14 protein-coding genes are annotated in these 16,446 nt (G+C 62.5%); 10 read left to right on the plus strand and 4 right to left on the minus strand.

Annotated elements, in window-relative coordinates; translation table 11 throughout:
* Positions 1-46: 46 nt before the first annotated feature.
* Both LOY67_RS24245 and LOY67_RS24250 read left to right on the plus strand, forming a co-directional pair.
* A complete protein-coding gene (locus LOY67_RS24245; protein ID WP_265064769.1) occupies positions 47-1,765 on the plus strand; it encodes a C13 family peptidase in 1,719 nt (572 codons plus the stop codon).
* Positions 1,766-1,792: 27 nt separating this feature from the next.
* Entirely contained in the window at positions 1,793-2,434 is a 642-nt protein-coding gene (locus tag LOY67_RS24250; protein ID WP_265064770.1) for an oxidoreductase, read from the plus strand.
* 176 nt (positions 2,435-2,610) lie between these two features.
* Here LOY67_RS24250 and LOY67_RS24255 read toward each other — a convergent pair whose 3' ends face one another.
* The 4 genes from LOY67_RS24255 to LOY67_RS24270 form a co-directional block, all read right to left on the minus strand.
* Positions 2,611-2,895 carry a YceK/YidQ family lipoprotein gene (locus LOY67_RS24255; RefSeq protein ID WP_041023160.1) on the minus strand — a complete coding sequence of 95 codons (285 nt, stop codon included), beginning with the start codon at positions 2,893-2,895 and terminating at the stop codon, positions 2,611-2,613.
* Positions 2,888-3,520 carry a flavin prenyltransferase UbiX gene (ubiX, locus tag LOY67_RS24260; protein ID WP_014340390.1) on the minus strand — a complete coding sequence of 211 codons (633 nt, stop codon included), beginning with the start codon at positions 3,518-3,520 and terminating at the stop codon, positions 2,888-2,890. Before ubiX ends, LOY67_RS24255 begins: the two co-directional genes overlap by 8 nt.
* Positions 3,517-4,866, minus strand: a complete 1,350-nt coding sequence (gene mpl, locus LOY67_RS24265) for a UDP-N-acetylmuramate:L-alanyl-gamma-D-glutamyl-meso-diaminopimelate ligase (protein ID WP_265064771.1) — start codon at positions 4,864-4,866, stop codon at positions 3,517-3,519. Before mpl ends, ubiX begins: the two co-directional genes overlap by 4 nt.
* A 328-nt stretch (positions 4,867-5,194) precedes the next feature.
* Entirely contained in the window at positions 5,195-7,102 is a 1,908-nt protein-coding gene (locus LOY67_RS24270) for a sigma-54-dependent Fis family transcriptional regulator (protein ID WP_265064772.1), read from the minus strand.
* Positions 7,103-7,619: 517 nt separating this feature from the next.
* Here LOY67_RS24270 and LOY67_RS24275 point away from each other — a divergent pair.
* The 8 genes from LOY67_RS24275 to ppa all read left to right on the plus strand — a co-directional run bounded on the left by LOY67_RS24275 (position 7,620) and on the right by ppa (position 16,265).
* A complete protein-coding gene (locus tag LOY67_RS24275; RefSeq protein WP_265064773.1) occupies positions 7,620-9,140 on the plus strand; it encodes an aldehyde dehydrogenase family protein in 1,521 nt (506 codons plus the stop codon).
* Positions 9,141-9,378: 238 nt separating this feature from the next.
* The gene (gene eat, locus LOY67_RS24280; RefSeq protein WP_265064774.1) at positions 9,379-10,749 is read left to right on the plus strand and encodes an ethanolamine permease; all 1,371 of its coding nucleotides are present in this window, start codon (positions 9,379-9,381) and stop codon (positions 10,747-10,749) included.
* A gap of 240 nt (positions 10,750-10,989) precedes the next feature.
* Complete coding sequence (locus tag LOY67_RS24285) at positions 10,990-12,384, plus strand: ethanolamine ammonia-lyase subunit EutB (RefSeq protein WP_265064775.1); 1,395 nt, start codon at positions 10,990-10,992, stop codon at positions 12,382-12,384.
* Between the two features lie 11 nt (positions 12,385-12,395).
* Entirely contained in the window at positions 12,396-13,220 is an 825-nt protein-coding gene (gene eutC / locus LOY67_RS24290) for an ethanolamine ammonia-lyase subunit EutC (RefSeq protein WP_265064776.1), read from the plus strand.
* 107 nt (positions 13,221-13,327) lie between these two features.
* A complete protein-coding gene (locus LOY67_RS24295) occupies positions 13,328-13,792 on the plus strand; it encodes a GNAT family N-acetyltransferase (RefSeq protein ID WP_258628282.1) in 465 nt (154 codons plus the stop codon).
* A 368-nt stretch (positions 13,793-14,160) separates the two neighbouring features.
* A complete protein-coding gene (locus LOY67_RS24300; protein ID WP_265064777.1) occupies positions 14,161-14,808 on the plus strand; it encodes a DedA family protein in 648 nt (215 codons plus the stop codon).
* A gap of 6 nt (positions 14,809-14,814) precedes the next feature.
* The gene (locus tag LOY67_RS24305; protein WP_265064778.1) at positions 14,815-15,636 is read left to right on the plus strand and encodes a zinc-dependent peptidase; all 822 of its coding nucleotides are present in this window, start codon (positions 14,815-14,817) and stop codon (positions 15,634-15,636) included.
* Positions 15,637-15,737: 101 nt separating this feature from the next.
* Complete coding sequence (ppa, locus tag LOY67_RS24310) at positions 15,738-16,265, plus strand: inorganic diphosphatase (RefSeq protein ID WP_007990564.1); 528 nt, start codon at positions 15,738-15,740, stop codon at positions 16,263-16,265.
* Positions 16,266-16,446: the final 181 nt, after the last annotated feature.

Below are 16,446 nucleotides of genomic sequence, written 5' to 3' on the forward strand. Positions count from 1 at the left end.
GCGCATAGCTGCGGCATACTCGTCGCCTGATTACCTGGATCCCGTTATGCGCTTATTCTTTCCCCTGGCTTTGACCTTCTTGCTGGCCGCCTGCGGCGATGGCGAATCACTGTTGCCGCCTGACGCGCGCCTGCCCGATGGCGGACGCTATCGCGGCGATCTGGTGGATGGGCTGCTGCAGGGCCAGGGACGTGTCGACTACCCCAACGGCAGTTGGTATGCCGGGCAGTTCGACAAAGGCCAATGGCATGGCACCGGGGAATGGCACGGCAGCAATGGCGAGGTCTATCGCGGCCAGTTCCAGCAGGGCCTGTTCCACGGCCAGGGCAGCCTCGACACACCTTCCAGCAGCTACACCGGCGGCTTCAAGCAGGGCCGACGGGACGGCGAAGGCACGCTCAAGGAAAACGGCGTCACCTACCGCGGCGAGTTCAAGGCCGACCGCTATGCAGGCCTCGGCCGCCTGGAGCTCGCCGACGGCAGCCAGTACCAGGGCCCGTTCGTCAACGGCAAGCCCAACGGCGATGGCCAGCGCTTCGATGCCGCCGGCAACCAGTTCACCGGGCATTTCGTTGATGGTCAGCTCCAGGGCAAAGGCACGTTCAACAGCGCCGACGGCGATGTCTATGTCGGCAGCTTCAAGAACAACCAGCTCAACGGTCGCGGCCGCTACGAAAATGCCGACGGCGATGTCTGGATCGGCCAGTTCAAGGATGGTGCGCTCACCGGCAAGGGCGAGCTGATCGGCGCCGATGGCAGCCATTACCTCGGCCAGTTCAATGAGTGGCGCTTTACCGGCCAGGGTCGCCTGAACCTGCCCGACGGCAGTTTTTACATCGGCGAGTTCGAAAACGACGGTTACCACGGGCGCGGCACCCTGGTGCTGACCGATGGCACGGTGCAAAGCGGCACCTGGTCCAACGGCCAGCGGGTGCGCGACGCGGATGGCAAGCTGCTGCCGGACGTACTCGAACTCGGCCTGCTGTCCCAGGGTCGTCTGCTGGATGATGCCCTTGCCAGCATCCCCGCCTCTACACCGGCGGTGGAGTTGTACAGCCTGACCCTGGGCGGCGACGGCAAGCAAAGCGTGTTCCTGCGCGAGTCCGACTATGTCGCCAATATGCTCGCCAGCCGTTTCGGCGCGTTCGGCCAGATCCGCCTGGTCAACCATCGCGACCACCTGGGCGACCGGCCCATGGCCACCCGCGAAAGCCTGCGCCGCGCCGCCAGCACCCTGGCCGAACGCAGCGGCCCGGAAGACCTGATTTTCATCTACCTGACCAGCCACGGCAGCAGCGAGCATGAACTGGTGCTCGACCAGCCGCGCATGGAACTGGCCGACCTGCCCGCCGACGAACTGGCCGTGGTGCTGGCCCCGCTGAAGAACCGCGACAAGATCATCGTGATCTCGGCCTGCTACTCCGGCGGCTTCATCCCGGCGCTCAAGGACGACCGCACGCTGATCATGACCGCGTCACGGGCCGACCGGGTGTCCTTCGGCTGCTCCGAGGAAGCCAACTTCACCTACTTCGGCGATGCGCTGTTCGCCCAGGCGCTGAACCAGACCGACGACCTGGAACAGGCCTTCAAACTGGCCAAGGCCACCGTGGCCGAACGGGAACAGGCGGATAATTTCGAAGCGTCCGAGCCGCAGATCTGGGCCCCCAGGACGGTCCTTTCCCACTGGCAGCTCCTGCGCAAACTCCAGGCACGAAAAGCGTTGCAAAGTGCTGCACTGAACGACGACGTCAAAAAGAGCAACTAAGCTGAACCGTATCAAGGGGGAAACACTATGTACTTGACGCCTCAGCATGTTTTGCTCGCCGGCGCTACCGGATTGACCGGGGAACACCTGCTGGATCGGCTGCTCAACGAGCCGACCATCAGCCGTGTCCTGGCGCCCTCCCGCCGGCCACTGGCCGAGCATCCACGCCTGGAAAACCCGGTTGGGGAACCGGCCGACGTACTGCCACGCCTCAGCGGCCAGGTCGATATCGCGTTCTGCTGCCTGGGGACGACCATCAAGAAGGCCGGCTCCGAGCCAGCCTTCCGCGCCGTTGACCTGGACCTGGTGGTGGCTTTCGCCAAGCGCGCCCGGGAGCTGGGGGCACGGCACCTGATCGTGATCAGCGCCCTGGGGGCTGATACGAAGTCATCGGTCTTCTACAACCGGGTCAAAGGCGAAATGGAAGCCGCCCTCAAGGCCCAGGACTGGCCGCAACTGACCATCTGCCGCCCTTCCCTGCTGTTGGGCGAGCGCGTCGAGCCGCGGTTGGCCGAACAACTGGCCGGCCCCTTGTCGAAGTTGATCCCGGGCAAGTATCACGGCATCGAAGCCTGCCAACTGGCCCGCGCCATGTGGCGCCTGGCGCTGGAAGAGCAGGATGGGGTGCGGGTGGTGGAGTCGGATGAACTGCGCAAGTTGGGCAAGTAAGGCTTAAGACTGCTGGCACCCTTGTGGCGAGGGGATTTATCCCCGCTGGGCTGCGAAGCAGACCCCCTCGATCTACCTGATACACCACAGGCTCAGGTTTTGGGGGCGCTTCGCGCCCCAGCGGGGATAAATCCCCTCGCCACAAAGAGTTCCGCCGCCCATAGGGGTCAGTGATGTTACAACCCACCCGTCGCCTGAAACCCCACTCCCATCGCTGTAAACAACGACAACGGCAATAACAAGGTGTCGAGCAACGCACTGCCCGGCAGGTCAACTCCAGGATAGCTCGGGGCCTCGGCGCCGAAGCGGTCCTTGGCGCAGCAGCCACCGTTCAGCGCATAAAGATCCAGGCGAGTGCCCGCATACACCACCGGCGCGCCAGGCTTGGCGGCGTCGAGGGTGCGGGCGGTGGCGCAGCCGGTCAGTTGCAGCGCCAGCAGCACGATCAGCAGCTTATTCATCGCTGCTCAAATGGTGCTCGCCCCAGCGCGGCAACATGTCCTGGGGGATATTCAGCAGGTTGAGAATCCGCGCCACCACAAAATCGATCAGGTCATCGATGGTCTGCGGCTGGTGATAAAAGCCCGGCGAGGCCGGCAGGATCGTCACGCCCATGTTCGACAGCTTGAGCATGTGCTCCAGGTGAATGCTCGAATACGGCGCCTCCCGCGGTACGAGGATCAACTGGCGACGCTCCTTGAGCGTGACGTCCGCGGCCCGCTCGATCAGGTTGTTACAGGCCCCGGTGGCAATCGCCGACAACGTCCCGGTGGAACACGGCACCACCACCATGGCCGCCGGCGCGCCCGAGCCCGAAGCCACCGGCGACATCCAGTCTTCCTTGCCATACACGCGGATCTGCCCCGCTGCCGCCCCGGTGTATTCGGTGAGGAAGGCCTGCATCATCTGGGTCTTGGCCGGCAGGGTCACGTCGGTTTCCGTGGCCATCACCAACTGCGCGGCCTTGGAAATGAGGAAGTGCACCTCACGGTCTTCCCGCACCAGGCAATCGAGCAGGCGCAAGCCGTACTGGGCGCCGGACGCACCGGTCATCGCCAGCGTGATGCGTTCCGGGCCATTGCTCATTTCAGCGCCTCAGCCAGTTTGCCGTGCAGGCCGCCGAAGCCGCCGTTGCTCATGATCACTACGTGAGTGCCGGGCTGGGCCTGGCTCTTCACGCGCTCGATAATGCCTTCCAGGGAATCGCTGACAATCGACGGCACCGTGCACAACGCGGCTGTGGCACCCAGGTCCCAGCCGAGGTTGGCCGGCGCATACCAGATCACCTGATCGGCATCGACCACGCTTTCCGGCAGGCCATCGCGGTGGGCGCCGAGCTTCATCGAGTTGGAGCGTGGCTCGATGATCGCGATCAGCGGCGCATCGCCAATGCGTTTGCGCAAACCGTCGAGGGTGGTGGCAATGGCGGTCGGGTGGTGGGCGAAGTCGTCATAGAGGGTGATGCCGCGCACTTCAGCGACCTTTTCCATACGGCGCTTGACGCTCTTGAACGCGCTCAGCGCGGCGATGCCCATCGGTGGCACCACGCCAACATGACGAGCCGCCGCCAAGGTGGCCAGGGCGTTGGCAACGTTGTGCTGGCCGGTCAGCTCCCACTCCACCACGCCTTGGGACTGGCCCTCGAACATCACCTCGAACTGCGAACCGTCTTCCTTCAGCAACTTCACCTGCCACTGCCCACCCGCGCCGGTGGTCTGCACCGGCGTCCAGCAGCCCATCTCGATAACCCGCTGCAATGCCGGCTCGGTGGTCGGATGAATCACCAGGCCTTCGCTCGGGATGGTGCGGACCAGATGATGGAATTGCCGCTCGATGGCCGCCAGATCCGGGAAGATGTCCGCGTGATCGAACTCCAGGTTATTCAGGATCGCAGTGCGTGGGCGGTAATGGACAAACTTCGAACGCTTGTCGAAAAACGCGCTGTCGTATTCATCGGCTTCGATCACGAAGAACGGCGTGCCGCCCAGGCGCGCCGACACCGAGAAATTCTGCGGCACGCCGCCGATCAGGAAGCCCGGGCTCATGCCCGCGTGCTCCAGCACCCAGGCGAGCATGCTGCTGGTGGTGGTCTTGCCATGGGTCCCCGCCACGGCCAGGACCCAACGGCCCTGCAACACGTGATCGGCCAGCCACTGCGGGCCGGACACATATGGCAGGCCTTTGTTCAGCACGTATTCCACCGCCGGGTTGCCACGGGACATGGCGTTGCCGATGACCACCAGGTCCGGCGCCGGATCCAGTTGCGCCGGGTCATAGCCTTGGGTCAGCTCGATGCCCTGGGCCTCGAGCTGCGTGCTCATCGGCGGGTAGACGTTGGCGTCGGAACCGGTCACGCGATGGCCCAGCTCCTTGGCCAGGACCGCCATCGAACCCATGAAAGTGCCGCAAATACCGAGAATATGGATGTGCATAGTCGACCTCGTAAAACATGGCCGCAGGTTAGCCTAGGGAGGGGGAAATCGCACCTTGTCTTTCGACTTCACACCGCAACCCTCTGTGGGAGCGGGCTTGCTCGCGAAAGCGGTGGTCCCGCCAACTCAGGATTGACTGACCTGACGCCTTCGCGGGCAAGCCCGCTCCCACAGTTTGATCGGATTGCTTCAGAAAGAATGCGATCGAATGTGGGAGCGAGCCTGCTCGCGATAGCGGTGGTTCAGCTTGCGGCTATGTTGAATGTTGCCGGCGTCATCGCGAGCAGGCTCGCTCCCACAGGGGGGCTCGGTGTGCGCAAGATCCGGATCAGCGGGCGATGGCGTGCTTGCGCAGTTTCCGGTAGAGGGTGTTGCGGCTGATGCCCAGTTGTTCGGCCGTGTTGGTCATGTGCCAGCGTGTCTGCTCCAGGGCATTGAGCAATGCCAGCCGTTCCGCGTCTTCCAGCGGATGTTCGGATGCAGGTGTTTCCTCCAACGGTGGCCGTGCCTGGCGAATCATCGCCGGCAAGTCCTCCAACCCGATCCGCCCACCGTCGCACAACGCGGCAAGGGTGCGCAGCACGTTGCGCATCTGTCGCACGTTGCCCGGCCAGTCGAAGGCCAGCAGTGCCCGGCGCGCCGGCTCGTCGATGGACACCGCTTCGGTGCCGCTTTCTTCGGCCAGCAGAAAATCCAGCAACTGCGACTTGTCGCTCCGCTCGCGCAAGGCCGGCAATGGGATTTCCAGGCCATTGAGCCGGTAGTACAGATCCTCGCGAAAGCTGCCGTCCTGCACCCGCTCAAGCAACTGCCGGTGGGTGGCGCTGATGATGCGCACGTTCACCGTCTCGGGCTCACCGCCGATGGGCACCACCTGGCGATCCTCCAGCACCCGCAGCAAGCGGGTCTGCAAGGCCAGGGGCATATCACCGATCTCATCCAGGAACAAAGTGCCGCCGTCGGCCTGTTGCAGCTTGCCGCGCATGCCCTCCTTACGGGCGCCGGTAAAACTGCCACCGCGATAGCCGAACAGCTCGCTCTCGATCAGGCTTTCGGGGATGGCCGCGCAGTTGAGGGCGACGAAGTTTTTTCCGGCACGCTGGCTGGCATGATGCACGGCCTTGGCGAAGGCTTCCTTGCCGCAGCCGGTTTCACCGTTGATCAGCAGCGGCACATCGCGCTCGAACACCCGCAGCGCCTTGCGGAAATGTTCCTGCAACTGCGCATCCCCCAGGCAGATGCCCGACAGTCGCGCAGGCTCGATAATCTTGGGCGCCGGGACGAGCGGAACCGGAATGCTGCGCGGCTGACCACGCAGCACCGCGAACAAATGTCGACCGTCACGGGTGCGCAGCGGCCAACTGGCGCTGGCCTGGGCACTGGCCCGGCCCAGCAGATCGTCCAGTGAACAATCGAAAAACGCTTCGACCGGCTGGCCCAGCAAGCCACCACGAATATGCCCCAACAAGTTGAGCGCGCTCTGGTTGACGGCGCAGATCCGCCCTTCGCCGTCGAACGCCAGCAAGCCTTCGCTGAACAGCCCCACCGACTCGGCCTGCAAATGAAAGCGCAGCAGCCATTGGTTGTCGAAGCAGCGCAGGAAATAGCAGCTCTCGATCATCTTCGCCGAGAGGTTGACCAGCGCCATGGTGTGAAACTGGCTCTGGCGCGACACGTCCGGCCGGGCCGAAGACACGTCGAGCACCGCCAGCAGCTCGCCATGGGGGTCGAAGACCGGGCTGGCCGAGCAGGTCAGGCCGGTGTGGCGACCGCGAAAATGTTCTTCCTGGTGAATGGTCAGGGCCTGGCGTTCCACCAGGCAGGTGCCGATGCCGTTGGTGCCTTCGCAGGCTTCGCTCCAGTCGGCACCGAGCCAGAGGCCGGCCCGTTCGAAAATCTTGCGCTCGCTGGGGGCGGTGACGCAGTTGAGGATTACGCCCCGGGCGTCGGTGAGCAGCACGGCGTGGCCGGCGCCGGAGAGTTGCTGGTGCAGGCTGGTCATTTCGGAACCGGCGATGTGCAGCACCTGTTGCAAACGCTCGCGGCTTTCCAGCACCCGACCATGCTCGAGCACCGTCGGCGCCAGGTTCTGGGCCGGGTCGAGGTGATAGTCCTCGAGGCAGCGCAGCCAGGAACGGGCAATCGACGGATCGCTGCCAGGTCCCTGCAGATGGGCCTTGCCCTGGGTGACCGTGAGGACCTGCTGGGCGTGGCGACTCAAATGGTTGCTGTGCATTTCTTATTATTCTCCCCGAAGGTTGCGGCCTTGCTGGAGCAACGGTTTAACACTTGACCTGAGTTGACACTCAACCTGTGGCGAGGGGATTTATCCCCGCTGGGGTGCGCAGCAGCCCTCAAAATCTGAGCATGCGGAGTATCAGGTTGATCGAGTTGACTGATTTTTGGGGCTGCTTCGCAGCCCAGCGGGGATAAATCCCCTCGCCACAGATAAGTCCCCTCGCCACAATTGTGCTTGGCAGACCATCTGGGCGAACCCAGCATCCTCCAGCCACAAGCGCTTTGCAATGCTGGCGCGACCCGCCAGTCACTGGCTGTTTCACAAATGGCACAAAGTGTCACGCCACCTGTATCGCAATCGTCACGCACGGCTTCCGCCTGTCCGATGCACTCCCCTCTAGCCCTTGATTTTCGGGCCCTGCAAGGCGCTGGCCCGACCTTTGCTCTAGGCTTAAATACCAGCGCTGAATTTGCGCGGCCTCCCGTATAAGCACAAAAGCCAAGGAGAACTCACCATGCGTTACGCTCACCCCGGTACTGAAGGCGCTATCGTCTCGTTCAAGAGCAAATACGGTAACTACATCGGCGGCGAGTTCGTCGCGCCTGTCAAAGGTCAGTACTTCACCAATACTTCCCCGGTCAATGGCCAGCCCATTGCCGAATTCCCGCGTTCCACGGCCGAAGACATCGAAAAAGCCCTGGACGCCGCCCACGCGGCCGCCGATGCCTGGGGCGCCACCTCGGCCCAGGCCCGTTCGCTGATCCTGCTGAAAATCGCCGACCGCATCGAGGCGAACCTCGAGACCCTGGCGATCACCGAATCCTGGGACAACGGCAAGGCCGTGCGTGAAACCCTCAACGCCGACATCCCCCTGGCCGCCGACCACTTCCGCTACTTCGCCGGTTGCCTGCGGGCCCAGGAAGGCAGCGCCGCCGAGATCGACGGCAACACCGTGGCCTATCACATCCACGAACCGCTGGGCGTGGTCGGGCAGATCATCCCGTGGAACTTCCCGCTGCTGATGGCCGCCTGGAAACTCGCCCCGGCCCTGGCCGCCGGTAACTGCGTGGTGCTCAAGCCCGCCGAGCAAACCCCTCTGGGCATTTGCGTGCTCATGGAACTGATCGGCGACCTGCTGCCGCCCGGCGTGCTGAACGTGGTGCAAGGTTTCGGCAAGGAAGCCGGCGAAGCCCTGGCGACCAGCAAGCGCATCGCCAAGATCGCCTTCACCGGTTCGACCCCGGTCGGCTCGCACATCATGAAATGCGCCGCCGAGAACATCATCCCGTCCACCGTGGAACTGGGCGGCAAGTCGCCGAATATCTTCTTCGAAGACATCATGCAAGCCGAGCCGAGCTTCATCGAGAAGGCCGCCGAAGGGCTGGTGCTGGCGTTCTTCAACCAGGGCGAAGTCTGCACCTGCCCATCCCGCGCCCTGGTGCAGGAGTCGATATACGACGAATTCATGCAAGTGGTGATGAAGAAGATCGAGCAGATCAAACGCGGCGATCCGCTGGACACCGACACCATGGTCGGCGCCCAGGCGTCCGAACAGCAGTTCGACAAAATCCTTTCGTACCTGGAAATCGCCAAGGGCGAAGGTGCGCAACTGCTGACCGGTGGCCAGGTGGAAAAACTCGAAGGCAACCTTGCCAGCGGGTACTACATCCAGCCGACCCTGCTCAAGGGCACCAACAAGATGCGCGTGTTCCAGGAAGAAATCTTCGGCCCGGTGGTGAGCATCACCACCTTCAAGGATGAAGCCGAAGCCCTGGCAATCGCCAACGACACCGAGTTCGGCCTCGGCGCCGGCCTCTGGACCCGCGACATCAACCGCGCCTACCGCATGGGCCGGGCGATCAAGGCCGGTCGCGTCTGGACCAACTGCTACCACCTGTACCCGGCCCACGCCGCGTTCGGTGGCTACAAGAAGTCCGGCGTAGGTCGTGAAACCCACAAGATGATGCTCGACCACTACCAGCAGACCAAGAACCTGCTGGTGAGCTACGACATCAATCCGTTGGGCTTTTTCTAAGCCTGGAGCTGATCGTTCCCACGCTCTGCGTGGGAACGCCTCAACGGACGCTCTGCGTTCGGCTTGAAGGGGACGCGGAGCGCCCCAGGCTGCATTCCCACGCGGAGCGTGGGAACGATCGACAAGAAGTCCTCCATCCACACCACAGAATCAATGCCCGGTCGCTGGCATGAGCTTTGCGTACCCGCTTCACACCCCAACCGAAAGTCCAACAGATCAAAAAAAACGGCGAGGACTTATGACAACTACCACCCAACTCAAACCCACACTCGGCACACTCCATTTATGGGGCATTGCCGTCGGCCTGGTGATTTCCGGCGAATACTTCGGCTGGAGTTACGGCTGGGGCACCGCAGGGACGCTCGGATTTCTGGTCACCGCGCTGATGGTGGCGCTGATGTACACCTGTTTCATCTTCAGTTTTACCGAACTGACCACCGCGATTCCCCATGCGGGTGGGCCGTTTGCCTACAGCCGGCGGGCCTTCGGTGAGAAAGGCGGCTTGATCGCCGGGATCGCCACGCTGATCGAATTCGTCTTTGCGCCACCGGCCATCGCCATGGCCATCGGCGCTTACCTGAACGTGCAGTTTCCGGAGCTGGACCCCAAGGTCGCGGCGGTCGGCGCCTACTTCGTCTTCATGACCCTGAACATCCTCGGCGTCAGCATCGCCGCGGCGTTCGAGCTGGTGGTCACCGTGCTGGCGGTGGCCGAATTGCTGGTGTTCATGGGCGTGGTTGCACCGGGCTTCAGCTTCAGCAACTTCGTGCTCAACGGCTGGTCCGGTTCCAATGAGTTCACCATGGCCTCGATCCCGGGCATTTTCGCGGCAATCCCCTTCGCGATCTGGTTCTTCCTCGCCATCGAAGGCGCGGCCATGGCCGCCGAAGAAGCCAAGGACCCGAAACGCACGATTCCACGCGCCTATGTCAGCGGCATCCTGACCCTGGTGTTCCTGGCCATCGGCGTGATGATCATGGCCGGCGGCGTCGGCGACTGGCGGCAACTGTCGAACATCAACGACCCGCTGCCCCAGGCCATGAAGGCCGTGGTCGGCAACAATTCGACCTGGATGCACATGCTGGTGTGGATCGGCCTGTTCGGTCTGGTGGCGAGTTTCCACGGAATCATCCTCGGCTACTCGCGGCAGTTCTTCGCCCTGGCCCGGGCCGGCTACCTGCCCCGGGGCCTGGCGAAACTGTCGCGCTTCCAGACCCCGCACCGGGCGATCCTGGCCGGCGGCGTCATCGGCATCGCGGCGATCTACAGCGATGGCCTGGTGAACCTGCAGGGCATGAGCCTGACGGCGGCGATGATCACCATGTCGGTGTTCGGCGCCATCGTGATGTACATCATCAGCATGCTCAGCCTGTTCCGCTTGCGTAAGGTCGAACCGAACCTGGAACGCACCTTCCGCGCCCCGGGCTATCCGATCGTGCCGGGCATCGCGCTGTTCCTGGCCGTGGTGTGCCTGGTGGCGATGGCCTGGTTCAACACCCTGATCGGCCTGGTGTTCCTCGCCTTCATGATCGTCGGCTACCTGTACTTCCAACTGACCGCCAAACAACGCTCCGCTGCCCCGGCGGACGCTATGCTCACAGGTATCTGACATTGCACCGGCGCCGGGCCGAGTGGCCGGCGCCTGCCTTATAGAAGTGCACGCAGAACCTGCTGGGGGACTGAGTTCTTTGTCTGAACGCAAGTCCCCCTGTGGGAGCGAGCCTGCTCGCGATAGCGGTGTATCAGTCAACTAGTGTTTTACTGACACTCCGCTATCGCGAGCAGGCTCGCTCCCACAGGGTTCGGTGGTGTACTTGAGTGATTGAGAGAACCAGGAGGACCCCGCCCCATGGCCGCATTCGCCCATTCCGTCGGCGCCCAGACCTATCGCTTCGACAGCCTCAAAGACCTGATGGCCAAGGCCAGCCCGGCGCGCTCCGGGGATTTCCTCGCCGGCGTCGCGGCGCTCAACGATGGCGAGCGCGTGGCTGCACAGATGGCCCTGGCTGACTTGCCTCTCAGCCATTTCCTGCAAGAAATGCTGATTCCCTACGAAGTCGACGAAGTCACCCGGCTGATCGTCGACACCCACGACAAACAAGCTTTCGCCACCGTCAGCCACCTCACGGTCGGCGGCTTTCGCGACTGGCTGCTCAGCGACGCTGCCGATGAACACAGTCTAAGAGCCCTGGCCCCCGGGCTGACTCCGGAAATGGTCGCCGCCGTGTCGAAAATCATGCGCGTGCAGGACCTGGTGCTGGTGGCGCAGAAAATCCGCGTGGTGACGAAATTCCGTGGCACCCTCGGCCTGCGCGGACGCCTTTCCACACGTCTACAACCCAACCATCCCACCGACGAACCGGCCGGGATCGCCGCGAGCATCCTCGACGGCCTGCTCTACGGCAATGGCGACGCCATGATCGGCATCAACCCGGCCACCGACAGCACGGCCTCGATCTGCGCCATGCTGGAAATGCTCGACGCCATCATCCAGCGCTACGACATCCCTACCCAAGGCTGCGTGCTGACCCACGTCACCACCTCCATCGAAGCGGCCAACCGTGGCGTGCCCCTGGACCTGGTGTTCCAGTCCATCGCCGGCACCGAAGCGGCCAACGCCAGTTTCGGTATCAACCTCAATGTATTGAAAGAAGGCTACGACGCCGGGCTGAGCCTCAATCGCGGCACCCTCGGCAAGAACCTGATGTATTTCGAAACCGGCCAGGGCAGCGCCCTGTCGGCCAACGCCCACCACGGCGTCGATCAACAGACCTGCGAGACCCGGGCCTACGCCGTGGCCCGCCATTTCAACCCGTTCCTGGTGAACACGGTTGTAGGATTCATCGGCCCGGAATACCTGTACAACGGCAAACAGATCATCCGCGCCGGCCTCGAAGACCACTTCTGCGGCAAGCTGCTGGGCGTGCCGATGGGCTGCGACATCTGCTACACCAACCACGCCGAAGCCGACCAGGACGACATGGACACCCTGCTGACTCTGCTGGGCGTGGCCGGGATCAACTTCATCATGGGCATTCCCGGCTCCGACGACATCATGCTCAACTACCAGACCACTTCGTTCCACGACGCCCTCTATGCCCGCCAAACCCTGGGCCTGAAACCGGCACCGGAATTCGAGCAATGGCTGGCGAACATGGGCATCTTCACCCAGGCCGACGGCCGGGTGCGGTTCGGCGACAACCTGCCTCCGGCGTTTCGTCACGCCTTGGCTCACTTGGGATGAGTGACCTGACGATGGACAAGAAAACAGTCGATTCGCAAAACCCCTGGCTCGAACTGCGCCGCCTGACCCCGGCGCGCATCGCCCTCGGCCGCACTGGCACCAGCCTGCCGACCCAGGCGCAACTGGACTTCCAATACGCCCACGCCCAGGCGCGGGATGCGGTGCACCTGGCGTTTGACCACCAGGGCATTCGCGCACAACTGACCGAACGCGGCCGCAACAGCCTCCTGCTCCACAGCGCCGCCAGCGACCGCAACAGCTACCTGCAGCGCCCGGACCTGGGCCGGCGCCTGGACGAAGCCTCGGTGCAGGCGCTGGACGATTACGCAGCGGCCCATCCCGGTGGCGTGGGCCTGGCCATTGTGGTGGCCGACGGCCTGTCGGCGCTGGCGGTGCATCGCCATACCTTGCCGTTCCTGGCGCGGCTGGAAGAACAGATCGCCGTCGATGGCTGGTCGGTTTCGCCGGTCATCCTGGTGGAACAAGGCCGGGTCGCCGTGGCCGATGAAGTGGCTGAACGCCTTGGGGCCAAAATGTCGGTGATCCTGATCGGCGAACGCCCCGGCCTCAGCTCGCCCGACAGCCTGGGCCTGTATTTCACCTACAACCCCAAGGTCGGCCTGACCGACGCCTATCGCAACTGCATCTCCAACGTCCGGCTCGAAGGCCTGAGCTACGGCATGGCGGCCCATCGCCTGGTCTACCTGATGCGCGAGGCCTGTCGCAGGCAGCTCTCGGGGGTCAATTTGAAGGACGAAGCCCAGGTTCACACTCTTGAGTCGGAAAACGGTGCCTATATGAAAGGTAATTTCCTACTGATGCCGCCCCAAAGCTGATCCGTATAGCCAATTGCGTTTTTGGTCCGCTTTCAGGCAGCATCAAAAGCACGGCAGAGCGCCGTTGTTGTCAGACTTTGTGTCGACCTTTGTAAACGAGACCTGCCATGCGGATTATTCAAGCGACCCTGGAACACCTGGACCTGCTGACCCCATTGTTCGTCAAATACCGGGAATTCTATGGCTCGCTGCCATACCCGGACTCGTCCCGGGCCTTTCTCGAAAAGCGCCTGCGCCGCAAGGAATCGGTGATCTACCTGGCCTTGCCCGATGACGACGACAGCAAACTGCTGGGCTTCTGCCAGCTCTACCCGAGCTTCTCGTCGCTGTCCCTCAAGCGCGTGTGGATCCTCAACGACATCTACGTCGCCGAGGATGCCCGCCGCCAACTGGTGGCCGACCACCTGATCCGCACCGCGAAAAAAATGGCCAAGGAAACCAACGCCGTCCGCATGCGCGTCTCCACCAGCAGCAACAACGAAGTGGCTCAGAAAACCTACGAGTCCATCGGTTTCAAGGAAGACACCGAGTTCAAGAACTACGTGCTGCCGATCGGCGAAGATTTCACCTGAACGCCTTGTGGCAAAGGATTAGGTAGCCCCCCCTGTGGCGAGGGGATTTATCCCCGCTGGGCTGCGAAGCAGCCCCAAAACCTATGCATGCGGTAAATCAGGCTGATCGAGTCAGGCTTTACAGGGGGGCGCTTCGCACCCCAGCGGGGATAAATCCCCTCGCCACAGAACTCACTCAGTTCAAATATCTTCAAGCCTCAAATAACACTGCACAATTCGAAACCCCCAGCAACAAACTCAACACGCCCATCACATTCCACCCCGTATAATCCCGATCTTCCCGGCTTGTAAGAAAAAGCTACAAACCCAGTAGCCCGACTCAAAGCCAGACCCACACGCCCCTCAGGCCGTCATCACAGGTGTATTGCATGGATTTCAATCCCCTCGACCTCATTCTCCATCTCGATGTGTACCTCGACATGCTGGTGACCAACTACGGCACGTGGGTCTACGCCATCCTCTTCCTGGTGATCTTCTGTGAAACCGGCCTAGTGGTAACCCCCTTCCTGCCCGGTGATTCGCTGCTGTTCATCGCCGGCGCGGTGGCCGCCGGCGGCGCCATGGACCCACTCCTGCTGGGCGGCCTGCTGATGCTGGCGGCGATCCTCGGGGACAGCACCAACTACCTCATCGGCCGCACCGCAGGCGAGAAGCTGTTCAGCAACCCCAACTCGAAAATCTTCCGCCGCGACTACCTGCAACAAACCCACGACTTCTACGACAAGCACGGCGGCAAGACCGTGACCCTGGCGCGCTTCCTGCCGATCATCCGCACCTTCGCGCCCTTCGTCGCCGGCGTGGGGAAAATGCCCTACGCGCGCTTCTTCGGCTTCAGCGTCCTCGGCACCATCCTCTGGGTCGGCGGCCTGGTGACCCTCGGCTACTTCTTTGGCAACGTACCCTTCATCAAGAAAAACCTGTCGCTGCTGGTGGTGGGCATCATCCTGGTGTCGCTGCTGCCGATGATCATCAGCCTGGTCCGCAGCAAACTAGGCCAGCGCGCCTCGAAAGCCTGATCGCCCATGTGGTCCCTAAGCAACTGGCGCCGCCAACGCACCCTCGCCAAGTATCCCGTGGCCGAGGACACCTGGCAGCGGGTGCGCCATCACCTGAGCCTCCTCGACGGCATCAGCGCCGCCGAGGACCAGTGGCTGCGTGAAGCCTGCGTGCTGTTTCTGCAAGACAAACACCTGACCGCCCTGCCCGGCGTCGAACTGCATCAGGAACAACGCCTGCTGCTCGCCGCCCAGGCCCAGTTGCCGCTGATGCACCTGGGCGAGCTGAATTGGTACCAGGGCTTCCACGAAATCGTCCTCTACCCCGACGACTTCCTCAGCCCCCAACGCCATCGCGACGCCAGCGGCATCGAACACGAATGGGACGGCGAACACAGCGGCGAAGCCTGGCCCCAAGGCCCGATCATCCTGGCCTGGGACGGCGTGCTCGCCAGCGGGGGCTGGGACGGCTACAACCTGGTGATCCACGAACTGGCGCACAAACTCGACATGCTCAACGGCGACGCCAACGGCCTGCCGCCGCTGCACGCCGACATGCGCGTCAGCGACTGGGCCGAGGCCATGCAACAAGCCTTCGACGACCTCAACCGCCAACTGGACCATAACCCGGACGCCGAAACCGTCATCGACCCCTACGCCGCGGAAAACCCGGCGGAGTTTTTCGCCGTCACCAGCGAATACTTCTTCAGTGCCCCAGACCTGCTGCACCAGGCCTACCCAAAGGTCTATGCACAACTCAAGGCGTTTTACCGCCAGGATCCTTTGGCGCGGCTGCGGCAACGTCAGGCCGAAGATCCGGTCTATCAGGCGTCATACCAAAGTCTCTAAGACCGTGGATACGTGGCAACAGCGGCTGAATATGCCTATAATCGCCGCCACTTTTGGTCAATCCGACCAGCCTTTTGGTCAACTAACGGGGGCACCGCCCAATGAGTTACAGCAAGATTCCGGCTGGCAAAGACCTGCCGAACGACATCTACGTTGCGATCGAAATTCCGGCCAACCACGCCCCGATCAAATACGAAATCGACAAGGACAGCGATTGCCTGTTCGTTGACCGTTTCATGGCCACCCCAATGTTCTACCCGGCCAACTACGGTTACATCCCCAACACCCTGGCCGACGACGGCGACCCCCTCGACGTGCTGGTCGTGACCCCTTACCCGGTTGCCCCAGGCTCGGTCATCCGCGCCCGCCCAGTCGGCATCCTGAACATGACCGACGACGGCGGCGGCGATGCCAAAGTCATCGCAGTGCCACACGACAAACTGTCGCAACTGTACGTCGACGTGAAGGAATACACCGACCTGCCAGCGCTGCTGATCCAGCAGATCGAGCACTTCTTCGCGAACTACAAAGACCTCGAAAAAGGCAAATGGGTGAAAATCGAAGGCTGGGCCGGTGCTGACGCCGCCCGCGAAGCGATCACCAAGTCGGTTGCCGCCTACAAAGGCTGAGACTGATATAAAGAAGAACCCCGGTTTGCACCGGGGTTTTTTTATGCCTTAATAGCACTTAATACGAGGTTGTATTAATAACGTTTAACCACGTTTAGCCCGCGCCTTTCAAATCCTGCAAACGGAAAGATCGTCTTATATATTTGCACGACATGTTTATTGCCGAAAACACAGTCGGCCC

Source organism: Pseudomonas sp. B21-056, from assembly GCF_026016325.1.
GTDB lineage: Bacteria > Pseudomonadota > Gammaproteobacteria > Pseudomonadales > Pseudomonadaceae > Aquipseudomonas.